Below are 15,845 nucleotides of genomic sequence, written 5' to 3'. Positions count from 1 at the left end.
AAAATCTCTTTGTGAAAATACTATTATGATCCATACCAAGGGCGGGCAAGATTGCTCACCCCACATGCAAATTAGATGTGTTTTAGCTTAGTCAGCACAACTGCCAAATTTTCACTGTCTTATCATCACTACCGCTAGCAAGAGTCATACAATCTGAACTAAAAGCGACAAAGTTTACTCCATCGCTATGTCCACTCAAGGTACAAATAAGTTCCCAATTCTCTACATTCCACAGCTTAATAGTATTGTCATAACTACCACTAGCAAGGATTTGACCATTCAGGCTGAAAGTAATGGAATGAATCGGTTTGGAATGATCGGTGAGGGTGTGCAGCAGTTTCCCAGTATTTAAATTCCACAGTTTAACAGTGTGTTCTTGACTCCCACAAGCGAGAGTTTTGCCATCTGGACTGATAGCGATCGCCCAAACTAAGTTAGAATTGCCAACAAAAGTTTGCAATAATTCCTTAGTGTCTAGACTAAACAATTTAATAGTACGATCTAAACTGTCGCTGGCAATAGCCTGACCATTGGGAGTGATTGCCAAGGAAGAAGCTGCCCAAGAGTCTTCAGGTAGCTTTCCAATTTCTTTTCCCGTCGTTAGATTCCATAGCTTGATTGTATGATCCCGACTGCCACTAATCAGAGTCTGACTATCTGGGGTAATTCCTAAAGAATATACTGAGTCTGAATGTGCAGTAGAGAACCAATTTCCAAGGTTGCGAACTAGTTTTCTCGTGTTGAGATTCCAAATTTTGATGGTTTTATCAGCGCTACCACTGGCAAGTATTTGACCATTGGGACTGATGACAACACTATTCACTGTATGTGAATGACCCTCAAGAGTCTCTAAGAGTGTTCCAGTCTTCAGATTCCAAATTTTGATGGTTTTATCGGCACTACCACTAGCAAGAATTTGACCATCAGGACTGATGGCAACACTATTGACTGTATCTGAATGGTCAGTGAGTGTGTAGATACATCTCCATACCTGAGTTTTATTAGTTGGAGTTTTAACAATTGGAATCCTGAAGCTTTTTTTAGTATTTGGAGCTTTTGCGATCGCAATCTTGTAGCCTTCTTTAAATGTTTGGATTTCTGGCTTCATTGTCGGTCTGATTGCTTGCACTTTCTCCTTGGCATACTCATGCAATTCATCAATAGAAATTAGCCCATTTTTATCTCGATCTGCTGCACCAGTTTCAATCCCCTCTACTATGTAATGAGTATAAATGCCTGCTTCTTCGGCTTCAAAGGATTGTCTTGCAGCAGTAGAAGATGCAAGTAGCGCACACCCTTCACAAGTAGACTTTGCTTGCCAATCCACAGCAAAAGCTCCACTATAACAACAGTCAAGAATCACAACTTGCTGTCTGGAGGGGCTTCTTTTCATAATATCTTGCACAAAATTAGCTGGCACTGCTGTTGAATGGAAGGCATCTTTGCGAGTGCTACGAGTTGCCAAGTAAAGCCTACCATCATGGTCATCTGTAATTCCATGACCAGAGAAAAACAGAAAGGTCAAATCATCCTTTTTACAATCTGCAAATAGCTTTTGAATAGCTATTTGCATTGTCATTAAATCTGGATTTACCAGTGCTTCTACTTGGTCAAAACTACCTAACAGCGGATTTTGTAACACTCGCTGCATTGCTTTGACATCCTTATCAGCTGTCGGAACTAGCGGTAAGCCAGCTTCGTATTCGCTCACTCCAATCAGCAGTGCGACCTTCTTAGGCATTCGAGTCTCCCTGAACGGTTGCTAGCAGTTCCTTTGCTATTCTCTCGGCCTCTAATAGCTCTTGGCGGCTACTAGCTTCAAGCACAACCTTCTTATTATTGGCTTCTACTGTCACCTTGATTGGTTTGTCACCCAAGCGATCGCCTAAAAAACCCAAAAATCCTTTAATATTCTTTACACTCACTTCTGCTGTCAGCATTCCTACCAAAAACGAAATCCCTGGTTTGCTTCCCTCTTCTGGATTCAGGTCTTCTGTACGTACAACTCGCTCTACTTCCTCCAGGTTGCTGAGTCGATTCAATAAATTCTGTACTATTTCCTGCTTTTCTTCTGGATCTAACTCTGGATCGTTAAGAGCAATAGTAAAGATTACATTCGATAGTGCAGTCATAATAGCTCCTTAAGTACTATCATCGTTGTTGTAATTAAGTTTATTTATTTCACTTGCTATGGTGGAGATAACAGTGACAAATTCTTCCACTGCTAGATAAGTTGAATAATCCCTTGCCATACTTAACAGATTACCGTACTTTACATACACGCCCGAACGATTATATATTCCCCAGTCAACCCCTGTTTCAAATACAATTCGGATCGGCAGAGAGCATCGAGAAATCCCATCTAAGGGAGCCTTAGCTTGAAACTTCAGAAAGAAGGTGGGGAGAAAAAGAGTTTAATTACCCTTGATTTTGCCTTTTCATACTTGTAGAGACGGTTAGTTGCTGCTTAGAAAAACTATGACAGCGTGTCTTTTGACACGATTTTACTATTACAGCCACAATGCTACGTAGTGACTGTTTTTACTTGGTGTGAGAAAGAACGTGAAAAATGATTTTTTGTTGCTAACAGTTGCTTTACCGAGTTTACTGATAGTGTCTCCTAGTTATGCGGTTGAAAGTGAAATTGAGCAAAGAAATACTAATAAATCAACCGAAGTTATTTCAGATATTCCGAGTTTGAGTGAAATTGAGCTACCCGCCACTAATGCCGAATTATTATCTCAACAATCTGTACCGATTGAAGTTAATCCAGAAGAAACTCAGCCAGAAACAGAGCAAACTCCGAGCGATGATGCAGACATTTCTATAGAAGCGATCGCAGAACCAGACAACCTACCTCAATCTACTCCAACTTACGTAATCGATCGAGAAGAAATTAAAAAGCAGGGTGCTGCAAGTTTAGCCGATATTTTGAAAAGAATGCCTGGTTTTGCCATCAATGATGTCGGTCATGGTGCAGATATTCACACAGGTACATACTACCGGGGAGCCTCAATTAATCAATCTGTATTTTTGATTAATGGTAGACAAATTAACACTAATGTCAACACTTATCATGGTGGAACTGATTTAAATAGTATTCCTGTAGAGGCAATTGAACGAGTAGAACTATATAGTGGTACAGCCTCCGCTTTATTTGGTTCCTCGGCCTTTGGAGGAGTTGTCAATATTATTACCAAAGAAGGTTATGGCAAGCCTAAATTCGATGCTAGTGCAGAATTCGGCTCATTGAATTTAAATAATCAACAAGTGACTTATGGTGGTTCATCTGATAAAGTCAAGTACAACTTTAGCTTTGAAAGATTCTTTACAGATAACCGTTACCGCGTCCCTGTAGGTGCAGCAAATCGTGATAGTCAGGGTTTTTTATCAAATGCAGACACAGCGACAAGTACATACTTTGGTAGCATTGGAGTAGATTTAGATCAAAAAAATTCTTTGAATTTAGATGTTACTGCACTCAGCAGTCGTCGCGGCTTAATTTATTTTGGGTTCCCTCTGCAAAGAGATAGATTGGACCACGATGGTTTAAATGTTGGCTTATCTTGGAAAACTCGACTAGGTAATGGCGAAAGCTCTAATCTTACAACCTCAATTGGTTATAACCAAGATTATTTTAGCACTTATGGCCCTACAGGAGCATCATTTTATCGTAGAGGGTCTTTAGATACACAACAACTCACAGCCAGGGTCGATCATGAGTGGAAAATTACTGCCAATAATAAATTGCGTTGGGGACTAGATTTGAAAAACACCGACTTAACCGGTGATGTTTTGAGTACCAATCCTATTGCTATTACCAATAACGAAACTGAAAATAGAAGTTTGTTCAATACAGCTTTATTCGCTGTCAATACTTGGAATATTAGCGATAATTTTCTGATAGATTTAGGGCTAAGACAAAGCTTTGATAGCCAATTTGGAAATTATCTCAACCCTAGTGTTGGTTTACGTTATGCCGTCACGCCAATAGTAGCAGTGCGTGGAAGTTGGGCAGGTGGACAACGCAATCCTGGGTTAGATCAGTTGTATGTTTATGATACGGTTCATGGTTGGGCACCTAATCCTGATTTAAGCCCAGAAATTGGTTCAACTTGGACTGCGGGAGTCGATGTTAATTTTTCGGAAAATCTGATTGGACAGTTTACTTACTTTGGTAGTAGTATAGGCGATCGCTTGGGAGTCATCGCCGGAAAATGGGCAAACATTGGATTAGTAGATACCAATGGTTTAGAGGCTGCATTGCAATTAAAAATTGCGGCTGGCTGGTCAACTTTCCTCAACTATACTTATACAGATTCCCAAATAAAAACAGGCACAGAGAAAGGTTTACAATTAGGTTTGATTCCCTACTCTGTACTGCAAACTGGTGTAGGTTATCAAAATTCAGGTTGGCAAGCTAACTTGTATGTTACCTACAATAGTGGCGCTCGCAGATCCATCTTTGCTAACCCTACTGACAAGCCTACAGATTTTGCACCGTCTTTCGTCAATTTAGATTTGAGCGGGCGTATACCTCTAACTAGCAATTTAGGACTAACAGTTTACTTAGAAAATATACTCGATGAGCAATATGAGCGAGTTAATCGCATATATAGCCCTGGATTTACTTTTCGTTTGGGTTTAAACGCCAATTTTTAGATATTCAATGTAGAGGGTTGCAGTTACAATCTCTCTACATTGAAATTGCATTACTATTTGCTGGCAGAGAAATTATATTCTCCAAGACTACCACCAATACCATTGCTCAAGAAAGCTGAAAAAGATCCTCCGATTCGCAGGGTAGAACCGGTTTGTGAGAGATTGCCTTGATAGTACTGATAAGGAAAGTTACTAGAAGACTTACGGACAAAAGCAATACGTCCCGAACTAGGGCAATAGAAGCCTTCAATCGCATTCCCAAAGATGCTTCCAGAGATGGGTTTGCAGTTGAGAGTGCTTGCAGGTTGGGTGATGACAAGAGAGCCAAAACTTTGATTTCCTATTACAGACCAAGTGCCAGCCACGCTTGTCGGCCAGCCATCAGCATAAGCTGAACTTACCCATGAAAATGTTCCACAACAGACAGCAATAGCTGTATATGTTTTTAAATTATTCTTCATAATTTTTCATCGAAAAATTATACAATGGATTTTATATGTAGCAAAAAAAATATCATCAAGAACGTAATAATTACTATTAAATTTACAAAAAATTACGAAAACTTACCCAGGTTATAATTCTTCTTACGAAGAATTTTTTGTTACTGTCCTTCAATACAAATAGCTGACATGAGAGCCAGAATTGAAAATAAAATACTTTTGATTCACCACGAAGATTTACCAGAGTTTAAGAAGGGTGGTTCGGTGGTGAGAAATTCTTATTTTTGGGCACTACGTTCAATTGCTGGTCAAGCTTCACGTTATCGTGATTGGGAATACGAACCGGAGGTTTGGCTAGCGCTTTCACGAATGCTTTTATCGTTTGCTGAATCTGGATATTTGGGTATTAGGGAAACTTTGCTAGAGTTTCCCTTGTCTCAAGGAGAAATTCCTAATTTGCTGCGAGATGTTTCCACTTGGGAGTAGGGATGTATAGCTGTCATTGTTGTTAACAAATCCTTTACTAGCTTCCGGTTGAAAATGATTAAGATTAGAGATATCAAGCGATTACTGTAAATATTTGTATTTTTAATTTGTAACCACGGATTTTAAAATCTCTAAACATCTCTTCTACATAGATGCGTAGCTGCTGATTGCAGAGTACGAGCGATCGCTATATATTTCTATTAAGGATTCAAACAAAGAAATGCAAACATTGGGAAAAAGGTGGGCAGCAGCCCACCCTAAACCATTATTTACTTAGCAATACTTTAAACAGGTGCTTCAGTAGCACTTTTGCCAACTAGCATTGCGGTATTTTCGTCGCTTTCAAGGATACCGAATTCAATCAACAATTCTTCTAACTCTTCCATCTCGATAGGTGTGGGGACAGTCAGATTCTTGTTGTTGATGATCTTTGTACCTAATGTCCGATATTCGTTAGCTTGGTTGCTGTCAGGTGCATACTCGTTAACAGTCATGCGGCGCAATTCTGCGTGTTGCACAATGTTGTCACGAGGTACGTAGTGAATCATTTGGGTGTTCAAACGTTTTGCCAGGGTTTCGATTAGGTCGATTTCCCGGTCAACGTTACGGCTGTTACAAATCAAACCACCCAAGCGCACGCCGCCAGTGTGAGCATATTTGAGAACACCACGAGCAATGTTGTTAGCTGCATACATTGCCATCATTTCACCAGAGGTAACGATGTAGATTTCTTGTGCCTTACCTTCACGGATAGGCATAGCGAAACCACCGCACACAACGTCACCCAAAACGTCGTAACTTACAAAATCAACATCTTTGTAAGCACCGTTTTCTTCCAAGAAGTTGATAGCGGTGATAATACCACGACCAGCGCAACCCACACCAGGTTCAGGACCACCAGACTCTACACAACGTACATCGCGGAAACCGGTCAGCATTACTTCTTCGAGTTCAATATCTTCTACAGCACCGCGTTCAGCAGCCAATTGAAGAACACTTGTTTGAGCTTTACTGTGTAGCATCAAACGGGTAGAGTCAGCTTTGGGGTCGCAACCGACAATCAGGACGCGCTGACCCATTTCAGCCATTGCTGCAAGGGTATTTTGAGAAGTGGTAGATTTACCAATACCGCCTTTACCATAGAAAGCTATTTGTCTAATCTTTTCGTCAGTCATGGTTGTGTTTCCTACAATGATTTAGTTGATGAGTCGGAAGCTGGATGTGAAATATTCACCTTGGTGCCGTAGGGAAGTAGAGCCTGTTGGCAATCGCACCCTGGCAAAAACAGTTAAAATCAGAACATATTTACCCACGAAACGATGGCTTAAGAGATAGAGAAATCTAATCTCCTAATAAAGAAGTCTTTGACACTATGACTTCAGAATTATCAAGCTGTTGTAACCAATCCCAAATGGTTGCTCAAGCCTTAAGAGTGGTTGCAGCAGGAATTCAAATGAACGCAGATTTGTTCCTTGAACCACACAACCAACCAAATTGCAATCCACTCTTAAATGGTCGCTACAACTTTTCTGATTTTGCTGATGTCAAGTATCTAAGAAAATCTATAGCGCTTCTCGTTTCGTGATTGATGCAGCAGGATAAATTCCAGCCTAAAAATGATAGCTACCAGTGCAGTAATATAATACCTGCACAGGAAACATCTGATACTCTGGCTGAGTAATATCTTGGTGACTTTTGACAGTATGGTTAAATTCCTATAAATTATGGAATTACACCATTCTGCTTGAAGTTTTCGTTCCAAAAGTCAGCAACTGCTTCAACTTAGTTTGCGGTTGGAAATGTTTACTCCCGCAAGACAAAGTTAGTAAATATTCTGTATTCCTATTGAATTGTCAGGCTGTACTAAGAGTCTTTCTTCCCAGACTCCAAGAGTAATTGCCTTTGGCGGGTAATGCTCTAGCTAGGTTAGCCAACTCTTATTGGCTTGTACCCAGATAAATTTTGATTGACTTCAAGTTGTTACAAAGGCTACTATCCTACTCAATCTATTTTTAGATTTTCGTTAAAAAAAGATGTAGCTAATTGAAGGGGACTTACCAGAGCAAAAAAACTTTCTTGAGCTTGCCTCAAACTTGTCTTGAAGTCTTTTTGTGTTTTCACTTGTTTGATTCCTATAAAAACCATAACATACATCTCACTAATTAATTTGCCGAATCTCAAATTATTTATCTATTTAATAGAAGATTATCTTTATAACCTTTAATAGCCATAGATTACACCCTCGTTAGTAGCTAGTTAAGCAAATTATTTATCATAGCCAATATGTGCAGTTAGATACTTTTGGAAATTTGATAAAAGTATTTAAAACTAATGTTTGAAAAAGAAAACAGAAATTCTTATTTTTGCAGTCAAAAATTTTGTCATCATATTGAACTAGCAGTCTCCCTAGCAGTTTCTCGCAGCCGCTCCACATCGCGCATCGGTGGTGCACCAAAGAGCCGCTTGTACTCTCGGTTGAAGTGCGAGGCATCGTCGTACCCCACTCGATAAGCAGCACTGGTAGCGTCAAGATTTTCCCCCAGCATCAGACGGCGAGCCTCTTGGAGCCGCAGTTGCTTCTGGAACTGCAAGGGACTCATGGCAGTGACAGACTTGAAGTGATGGTGAAAGCCAGAAACACTCATTCCCAGTTCTCGGGCGATGCTTTCAATCTTGAGCGGCTCGTTAAAGTCTTTACGAAGTCGCTCGACGGCTCTGGCGATGTGGTAGGTGTAGCCACCCAGAACTGCAATATGACGGAGCCGATTACCTTGCTCTCCCATCAGGAGTCGGTAAATGATTTCCCGCTTAATCAGTGGTGCGAGAACATGAGCTTCAGCAGGAGAATCTAAAAGCCTGACGAGCCGCACTACAGCATCCAACAGATTTGCATTCAACGGACTTACGTCAATCGCTTTCACATCAGCACGGCTGCGCGAGGGATACCCTGCCTCGACCATCACTGAGCCAACGAGAGTGGGGTCGAGATCGAGGCGAAGACTAAGGTACGGTTGCGCCTTGGACGCTTCCAGAATTTGGCTGATAATTGGCAGTTCGACCGTAGCCAGTAGATAATGCATCGGGTCGTACTGATAGCGATCGCTACCCAAAAGAACTTCTTTGCTGCCTTGAGCAATCGCACAAAAGGCAGGTATAGAGACACTATGAACGCATTCCGAAGGCGAGGAGGCGCGATTGAAGTGCAATCCTTTGAGCGGCTCAATCGTCCCATCATGAGGAATCGCGTGTGCGATCCGCTCTTTGAGTTCGTCTCTGTTGGCTTGCGCTCTCTCTACCTGGCGCTTTGCCTGCGGGTCGTTCATTAAATTGCGATCGGACTTTTCACTCGTTTTGGCAGGGTTCATTTCTAAGTTTGCAGAATTGTACAACGATCTTAGACGATCGTTCTATTGCTTGTTCTTCAAGATTCTTAGAATGAAGCTAAAGCAATGAAAAATGATTTCGACTTCTTATAAGCATTCTGGATTTTTATTTAAGAGAAAACTCAGTTTTGATTGGGCAAGAGACTTGCCTGCTAACCACCAAAATTACATCAAGTGAAGGAATTAAGAAAATGGAGATCAAAAGAAGTGGCTCACAGCCTTCTGCCACAGGACCGGCTGATTATTTTACCGGCACTGTCCGCATTGATCCTCTATTCGAGGCACACGATCCAGCCCGCACATCCGGTGCTAGTGTCACGTTTGAGCCTGGCGCTCGGACAGCATGGCACACCCACCCATTGGGACAAACCCTGATCGTGACGGCAGGCTGCGGACTTGTACAGCGATGGGGCGGCTCGATCGAGGAAATTCGACCGGGGGACGCGATTTGGATCTCGCCGGGTGAGAAGCATTGGCACGGTGCTACAGCAACCACAGCTATGACGCACATCGCTATTCAGGAATGGCTCGATGGTAAGCCCGTGGACTGGCTGGAAAAGGTCAGCGATGAACAATACAGTGTTTGATTAAGTCTGAGGCAAAGGAAAATAATTATGAACAAAGTCTGGTTGATCACAGGCGCCGGCAGCGGCATTGGCACCGGAACCGCTAAGGCGGCATTGCAGGCTGGCGATCGTGTAGTCGCGACCGGCCGAAACCTTGACAAAGTGCGTAATGCCTTGCGCGACGTTGCAAGCGAGAATCTGGCATTTGTCCAGTTGGACGTTGCGGACGAGGTACAGGCGAAAACAGCCGTCGAGGAGGCAGTGAAGCGGTTCGGTCGTATCGACATTTTGGTTAACAATGCGGGCTACAGCCTGCTTGGTAATTTTGAAGAGATGACCACAGCCGAGATCGAACGCCAGTTCGCTACGAACTTCTATGGTGTGGTGTATGTCATGCGCGCTGTGCTGCCAGTTATGCGTCAGCAGAGATCGGGCCACATCATCAACATCAGCTCCGTTGCTGGCGTTGTCGGGTTTAAGCACTGTGCCGCCTACGCCGCATCGAAGTTCGCGGTCGAGGGCATCTCGCTGTCGGTCGCGGTCGAGGTCGAGGGGTTCGGCATCAAGATGACGGTCGTCGAACCTGGCTTCTTCCGCACGGATCTTCTGGACAGCCAGAATGTCAGATGGCCCAGCAACGCCATCGAAGACTATGCCGCCGAGGGCAATGTCCAGGAAACGTGGTCGGTTTACAACGGCACGCAGCAGGGCGATCCGGCAAAGTTGGGCGATGCTCTGGTCAAAATCGCCGGAATGGAGAATCCGCCGAAGCTGTTTGTTGCTGGCAGCGACGCGATCGCCGCGATCGCGTCGGCTGTCGAGGAACGGTTGCAGGCGACGCGTGCCAATGAAGAGCTATCGAAATCAACAGACGGTTTGTTCTAGCGATCGCGCAAGAAGCATCATCAAATCTACGAACCTGCAACACTTCACAAATTTGCACTGTCAGAAAAGTCCTACCTGCAAAACAAAGGTTTTAAGGAGAAAATAGTGACGACGAACGAGAATGGAAACTACATAGGAAAGGTTGCATTTGTGACCGGAGCAGCGAGCGGTATCGGTCGAGCTACGGCACTGGCATTTGCCCGTGAGGGTGTCAGCGTGGTCGTTGCTGATGTTTCAGAACAGGGCAATCAAGAAACGGCACGCACGATCGAGGAACTCGGCGGACGCGCGTTTGCTGTCAAATGCGACGTGACGCGAACCGAGGAAGTGAAGGCGGCTCTGGACAAGACCATTGAGGCTTTCGGGCGGCTGGACTTTGCCTTCAACAACGCAGGCATCGAGCCGAGGAATGCGGCTCCAACCGCAGAGTACGAGGAGGAGGAGTGGAACCGGATTATCGACATCAACCTCCGTGGCGTTTTCCTGTGCATGAAGCACGAGATCCCGCTGATTCTCAAGCAGGGACGTGGCGCGATCGTTAACACGTCATCGGGTGCGGGAATTATCGGCATCAAGGGCAGCCCCGCGTACACTGCCGCAAAACATGGCGTCATCGGACTGACCAAGGCAGCAGCCCTCGACTATGCGTCGCAAAACATCCGCATCAATGCTGTCTGTCCCGGTTACATCGACACCCCAATGATGGGTCGCTTCACCGGTGGCACGGACGAAGGACGCGCGAAGGTGATTGCGGAGGAGCCGGTTGGACGGATGGGCACGCCCGAGGAGATCGCTGCGGCTGTCGTCTGGCTGTGTTCGGACTCGGCTGCCTTCGTCATTGGGCACGCGATGGTCATCGATGGCGGCCAAACGGTGCAGTGATGTTCGTTGCCAACACGATCGAACGCTAAACGCACAACAACAAAGCATTATCGCGATCGCCACCTTCACCGCCAACGGCGATGACTCATATCGCCACTCATACCAATTCACTAAAATTATGAAACAGATGTAAACCCTGAAAGGCAAGTATCTCTAAGTTTTTTAATTGCGTTAGCGGAGCGGGGCGTTAGCCCATTGCGAATTACGAATTGCGAATTGGTATCAGGAGGTACTCAACGGTAAGCCCGTGGACTGGATGGAAAAGGTCAGCGACGAACAATATTTAAGACAGATTCAAGACCGAGTAGAAGGAAACCAGCTTATCTTCCAGATTGGAGCATCAATTTATGTACAACACAAAAGCTTATTCCGCAGCCAGTGCAACATCACCTCTCTCCTCCACCAATATCGCGCGGCGCGATCCAACTGAACAGGACGTGCAGATTGAAATCCTTTTCTGCGGCATCTGCCACTCCGACCTCCATTCGGTGCGTAACGAGTGGAGCAGCACAATGTCCACGATCTATCCAATTGTTCCTGGTCATGAGATGGTCGGCCGCGTCACTAAGGTCGGCTCGGCAGTTACGAAGTACAAGCCCGGCGACCTGGCTGCGGTCGGCTGCATGGTTGACTCGGATGGCACCTGCCCGCATTGCAGGGGTGGTCTTGAGCAGTTCTGCTCAAACATGACCCAAACCTATAACTCCCCAGATAAACACCTTGGAGGTGTCACTTATGGTGGCTACTCTGATAGCATCGTCGTCGATGAACGCTTCGTTCTGCGCGTTCCCTCCAACCTCGATCTCGCTGGGGTTGCGCCGCTCCTCTGCGCTGGGATTACAACATATTCGCCCATGCGCCACTGGGGTGTCACCAAGGGCAAGAAGGTCGGAGTAGTCGGTCTTGGTGGACTTGGCCACATGGGTGTGAAGTTCGCCCGTGCGTTCGATGCCCACGTTGTTGTCTTTACTACCTCGCCCGACAAGAAGGAAGACGCACTCCGCCTTGGTGCCGATGAAGTGGTCGTTTCCCGCAACGCCGACGAGATGCAGAAGCACGCTGGCAGTTTCGATTTCATCCTCGATACTGTTTCTGCCAAGCACGACATCAACGCCTATCTCAACCTGCTCCGCCTTGACGGCAACATCACCCTTGTCGGCGCACCTGAGAAGCCTCTGGATGTCTCGGCATTCAGCCTCATCATGGCGCGCCGCAGTCTTTCCGGCTCTATGATCGGCGGCATCGCCGAAACCCAAGAGATGCTCGACTTTTGCGGCAAGCATAACATCACCGCCGATGTCGAAGTCATTCCTATCCAGAAGGTCAACGAAGCTTACGAAAGACTACTCAAGTCCGATGTGAAATATCGCTTTGTAATTGATATGGCATCTCTGAAATCTGAATAACTGAGGCAGCTCCTAGAAGGAGTAACCATGCAGAAGCGTGAACTTGGCAACAGCAACCGCTACTCGCATCAGTTCTACATAAACGGAGAAAAACAATGCAAAAGATCGTATTGAATAATGGTGTCGAGATGCCCATTTTAGGGTTCGGTGTCTACCAGGTAACTGACCTCGAAGAATGTGAAAGAAGCGTATATGAAGCAATACGTGCTGGCTATCGTTTAATTGATACCGCCGCTGCTTATCAAAACGAAGGAGCCATTGAAAAAAGTGGTGTGCCAAGGGAAGAGATATTTGTCACCACAAAGCTTTGGATTCAGGATGCTGGCTACGAAAGCGCAAAGAAGGCTTTTGAAAAATCGCTAAAGAGATTGCAATTAGATTATCTGGATCTCTATCTGATTCATCAACCCTATGGCGATATCTATGGCTCTTGGCGAGCAATGGAGGAATTGTATCGAGAACGCAAGATTAGAGCCATCGGTACCAAGGTCAGCAGCTTCTTCGACCATCGTAATCCGGAGATGGTGAAACGGTTGGGTACCGTAAAACTTGACATTTAGAATCACTGTGTTTCCGTTTGGTTTGGCTTAGAAACAGTGTTTGATTGACAACGAAGTTATAGCAGGACTTTTAACTGCCCTTAATGGAGGAATTATGCAAAAACGAAAACTTGGAAACAGCAATCTGGAAGTGTCAGCGATTGGGCTGGGCTGCATGGGAATGAGTTTTTCCTATGGCCCGCCTAAAGACACGCAGGAGATGACCTCTCTTCTTCGGGCTGCCGTCGATCGCGGCATTACATTCTTTGACACTGCCGAGGTCTACGGCCCGTTCCTAAACGAAGATCTGGTGGGTGAAGCCCTCGCTCCCTTCCGCGACCAACTGGTCATCGCCACCAAATTCGGGTTCGACATCAGTCCGAATTCCGATCCCCGTGGCATGAAGGGTTCACCCGGACTGAATAGCCGACCGGAGCATATTAAGGAAGCTGTGGAGGGTTCGCTCAAGCGACTCAAGGTGGAGGCGATCGACCTGCTCTATCAGCACCGAGTTGACCCGAACGTGCCGATAGAAGACGTGGCAGGAGCGGTGAAAGAACTGATTCAGTCAGGTAAGGTGAAGCACTTTGGACTTTCTGAAGCAGGAGTCCAAACGATTCGTCGCGCACACGCGGTTCAGCCTGTTACTGCTCTCCAGAGCGAGTACTCGCTGTGGTGGAGAAAGCCTGAAGTGGAAGTGATACCGACCCTTGAGGAGCTTGGCATCGGACTTGTCCCCTATAGCCCTTTGGGCAAGGGCTTTCTCACGGGCAAGATCGACGAAAACGCGACTTTTGACAGCTCCGACTTCCGCAGCACCCTGCCTCGCTTCACTAAGGAGGCTCTCAAGGCGAATCAAGCCCTGATCGATCTGCTCGGCAGCATCGCAGAACGAAAGCAGGCGACACCTGCTCAAATTGCGATCGCCTGGCTGCTGGCCCAGAAGTCGTGGATTGTTCCGATCCCAGGCACCACAAAGTTGCATCGCTTGGACGAAAACATCGGGGCAGTCTCAGTCGAACTCACGCCCGACGATCTGCGTGCCATCGATGATGCCGCCTCCAAGATCGAGGTGCAAGGGGCTAGATACCCCGAAAAACTGGAGCAAATGACTGGTCGTTGAGCGGCAAAAAATGTGTTCTCTGGTTGCATTCCGTAGCTCAGTAATGGGACTTAGACGAATGGCACTAAGTTAAGCCGTATAGTAAGCAGCGTAAGGTTTGCAGAGGGGCAGAGGGGAAAGAGTTTGCAACAAAGCGCTTTACTCAAGAGTTCCCCATCCTCTTGTTTGCCCCCCTGCTCCTCGGTCACTGAGCGTAGCCGAAGTGCTACTCCCCTTCCCCTCTGCCCCCCTGCCCCCTTGCTGCCTCGACAATTTACCTTTTCTTAGTGCCATTCTGTACTGAACACCTGTGCAACTAGTACAACACGGCGGAAATAAACCAATCATTCCAAATTAACAAAACCCTTATGATGTATTCATTTTTAATTTTTAATTTTTAATTCCGCCTTGCGGCACTAGCGCTTGTGATGATTTCGCATAGATTTATGAATCTTCTTCCATCTTTCTTTCTCAACTAATTGCGCTCTCTGGTCTTGTTTGCGGTTAAGGTAGTCGAGTTCTTTTTGTAACTTTTGATAGCTAAGAAATCTAGAATAATCAAGTTCTCCCTCAGCCAAAGCCTGCTGCACGACACAACCCGGTTCGTTATTATGCTGACAATTTCGGAAATGGCATTCTTGTGCCAAGGTTTCGATGTCTGCAAAAGTTTCTTGCAAACCTTCATCACCCGCCCAAATTTGAATTTCCCGCATTCCTGGAGTATCAATAATTAATCCGCCAGTAGAGAGCAAAATCAACTCACGATTAGTTGTTGTGTGTCTACCTCGGTCATCACCTTGCCGTACTGGTTGCACAACTTGGACAGATGCACCTTGTAGTTGGTTGGTGATGGTGGATTTACCAACTCCAGAAGACCCCAACAAAGCAACTGTTTGTCCTGGTTGCAAGTAAGGTTTTAAGCCATCCAATCCTTGATGATTGGTGGCACTTAAAACTGCAATTGGTACACCCAAAGCAACTGCTTCTACTTGGGTTAAATACTCTTCTAGAGAATTGCACAAATCTGCTTTGTTTAACACAATTACCGGATTTGCACCACTTTCCCAAGCCAGAATGAGATAACGCTCAACTCTTCTAGGGTTAAAATCGCCATCCAGCCCTGAGACTAAGAAGACTGTATCAATATTCGCTGCAACAATTTGTTCTTCTGTTTTACTACCCACCGTCTTGCGAGAAAATTTGCTTTTCCTGGGTAAAATCTCGTTGATAGTGGCTCGTCCCTCAGATTCTCTAACACTAATCACAACCCAATCTCCAACGGCGGGAAAATCTTGTGGTTGAGAAGCCTGATGCCGCAATTTACCTGAAACTTCTGCTGAAAGTTCCCCTTGTTCGCTATAGAGGGTGTAAGTATTTCTGTATTCAATAGCAACCCTACCAACGCTAAATCCTTGTAAGCGATAGGGTTCAAAGCTCCGAGCAAAAAAGTCACTCCAGCCTAAATAATCCAAATTCATTGATGTTTCCTCGATG

At 45.3% G+C, this 15,845-nt stretch carries 16 protein-coding genes; 10 read left to right on the top strand and 6 right to left on the bottom strand.

The features are described from left to right. Positions 1-91: 91 nt before the first annotated feature. Entirely contained in the window at positions 92-1,741 is a 1,650-nt protein-coding gene (locus tag V7K53_RS18045; protein ID WP_335198844.1) for a caspase, EACC1-associated type, read from the bottom strand. Next, positions 1,734-2,132, bottom strand: a complete 399-nt coding sequence (locus V7K53_RS18040; protein ID WP_335198843.1) for a hypothetical protein — start codon at positions 2,130-2,132, stop codon at positions 1,734-1,736. Before V7K53_RS18040 ends, V7K53_RS18045 begins: the two co-directional genes overlap by 8 nt. Before the next feature lie 430 nt (positions 2,133-2,562). Here V7K53_RS18040 and V7K53_RS18035 point away from each other — a divergent pair, with 430 nt between their 5' ends. Continuing rightward, the gene (locus V7K53_RS18035; protein WP_335198842.1) at positions 2,563-4,662 is read left to right on the top strand and encodes a TonB-dependent receptor plug domain-containing protein; all 2,100 of its coding nucleotides are present in this window, start codon (positions 2,563-2,565) and stop codon (positions 4,660-4,662) included. A gap of 53 nt (positions 4,663-4,715) precedes the next feature. Here the strand turns inward: V7K53_RS18035 and V7K53_RS18030 are convergent, their stop codons facing one another. Further along, positions 4,716-5,123 carry a hypothetical protein gene (locus V7K53_RS18030; protein WP_335198841.1) on the bottom strand — a complete coding sequence of 136 codons (408 nt, stop codon included), beginning with the start codon at positions 5,121-5,123 and terminating at the stop codon, positions 4,716-4,718. Between the two features lie 168 nt (positions 5,124-5,291). Here V7K53_RS18030 and V7K53_RS18025 point away from each other — a divergent pair, with 168 nt between their 5' ends. Next, positions 5,292-5,588: a hypothetical protein gene (locus V7K53_RS18025; protein ID WP_292729887.1), complete on the top strand. Its 297-nt coding sequence runs from the start codon at positions 5,292-5,294 to the stop codon at positions 5,586-5,588. 284 nt (positions 5,589-5,872) lie between these two features. On the opposite strand, the gene nifH is transcribed toward V7K53_RS18025, so the two are convergent. Then, a complete protein-coding gene (nifH, locus tag V7K53_RS18020; protein WP_335009683.1) occupies positions 5,873-6,763 on the bottom strand; it encodes a nitrogenase iron protein in 891 nt (296 codons plus the stop codon). A gap of 197 nt (positions 6,764-6,960) precedes the next feature. On the opposite strand from nifH, the gene V7K53_RS18015 reads away from it, so the two are divergent. Then, positions 6,961-7,173 carry a hypothetical protein gene (locus V7K53_RS18015; protein WP_335198840.1) on the top strand — a complete coding sequence of 71 codons (213 nt, stop codon included), beginning with the start codon at positions 6,961-6,963 and terminating at the stop codon, positions 7,171-7,173. 799 nt (positions 7,174-7,972) lie between these two features. Here V7K53_RS18015 and V7K53_RS18010 read toward each other — a convergent pair. Next, a complete protein-coding gene (locus V7K53_RS18010; RefSeq protein WP_335198839.1) occupies positions 7,973-8,953 on the bottom strand; it encodes an AraC family transcriptional regulator in 981 nt (326 codons plus the stop codon). 209 nt (positions 8,954-9,162) lie between these two features. Here V7K53_RS18010 and V7K53_RS18005 point away from each other — a divergent pair, with 209 nt between their 5' ends. The 7 genes from V7K53_RS18005 (at position 9,163) to V7K53_RS17975 (ending at position 14,372) form a co-directional block, all read left to right on the top strand. Next, entirely contained in the window at positions 9,163-9,558 is a 396-nt protein-coding gene (locus tag V7K53_RS18005) for a (R)-mandelonitrile lyase (protein ID WP_335198838.1), read from the top strand. A 27-nt stretch (positions 9,559-9,585) separates the two neighbouring features. Then, positions 9,586-10,422 carry an SDR family oxidoreductase gene (locus V7K53_RS18000; protein WP_335198837.1) on the top strand — a complete coding sequence of 279 codons (837 nt, stop codon included), beginning with the start codon at positions 9,586-9,588 and terminating at the stop codon, positions 10,420-10,422. 105 nt (positions 10,423-10,527) lie between these two features. Continuing rightward, positions 10,528-11,304: an SDR family oxidoreductase gene (locus V7K53_RS17995; RefSeq protein WP_335198836.1), complete on the top strand. Its 777-nt coding sequence runs from the start codon at positions 10,528-10,530 to the stop codon at positions 11,302-11,304. Further along, complete coding sequence (locus tag V7K53_RS17990) at positions 11,282-11,437, top strand: hypothetical protein (protein ID WP_335198835.1); 156 nt, start codon at positions 11,282-11,284, stop codon at positions 11,435-11,437. The genes V7K53_RS17995 and V7K53_RS17990 overlap by 23 nt, the downstream gene beginning before the upstream one ends. A 214-nt stretch (positions 11,438-11,651) precedes the next feature. Continuing rightward, positions 11,652-12,710, top strand: a complete 1,059-nt coding sequence (locus V7K53_RS17985) for an NAD(P)-dependent alcohol dehydrogenase (RefSeq protein WP_335198833.1) — start codon at positions 11,652-11,654, stop codon at positions 12,708-12,710. A 95-nt stretch (positions 12,711-12,805) separates the two neighbouring features. After that, on the top strand, positions 12,806-13,270 hold the full coding sequence (locus V7K53_RS17980; protein WP_335198832.1) for an aldo/keto reductase: 465 nt from the start codon (positions 12,806-12,808) through the stop codon (positions 13,268-13,270). A 94-nt stretch (positions 13,271-13,364) separates the two neighbouring features. Beyond that, entirely contained in the window at positions 13,365-14,372 is a 1,008-nt protein-coding gene (locus V7K53_RS17975; protein WP_335198831.1) for an aldo/keto reductase, read from the top strand. A 395-nt stretch (positions 14,373-14,767) separates the two neighbouring features. Here the strand turns inward: V7K53_RS17975 and rsgA are convergent, their stop codons facing one another. After that, positions 14,768-15,829: a ribosome small subunit-dependent GTPase A gene (rsgA, locus tag V7K53_RS17970; protein WP_335198829.1), complete on the bottom strand. Its 1,062-nt coding sequence runs from the start codon at positions 15,827-15,829 to the stop codon at positions 14,768-14,770. Between the last annotated feature and the right edge of the window lie 16 nt (positions 15,830-15,845).

It is taken from the genome of Nostoc sp., from assembly GCF_036917355.1.
GTDB lineage: Bacteria > Cyanobacteriota > Cyanobacteriia > Cyanobacteriales > Nostocaceae > Nostoc.
The sequence above is the reverse complement of the archived record's forward strand: the minus strand, read 5'-3'. Positions and strand labels throughout refer to the sequence as shown.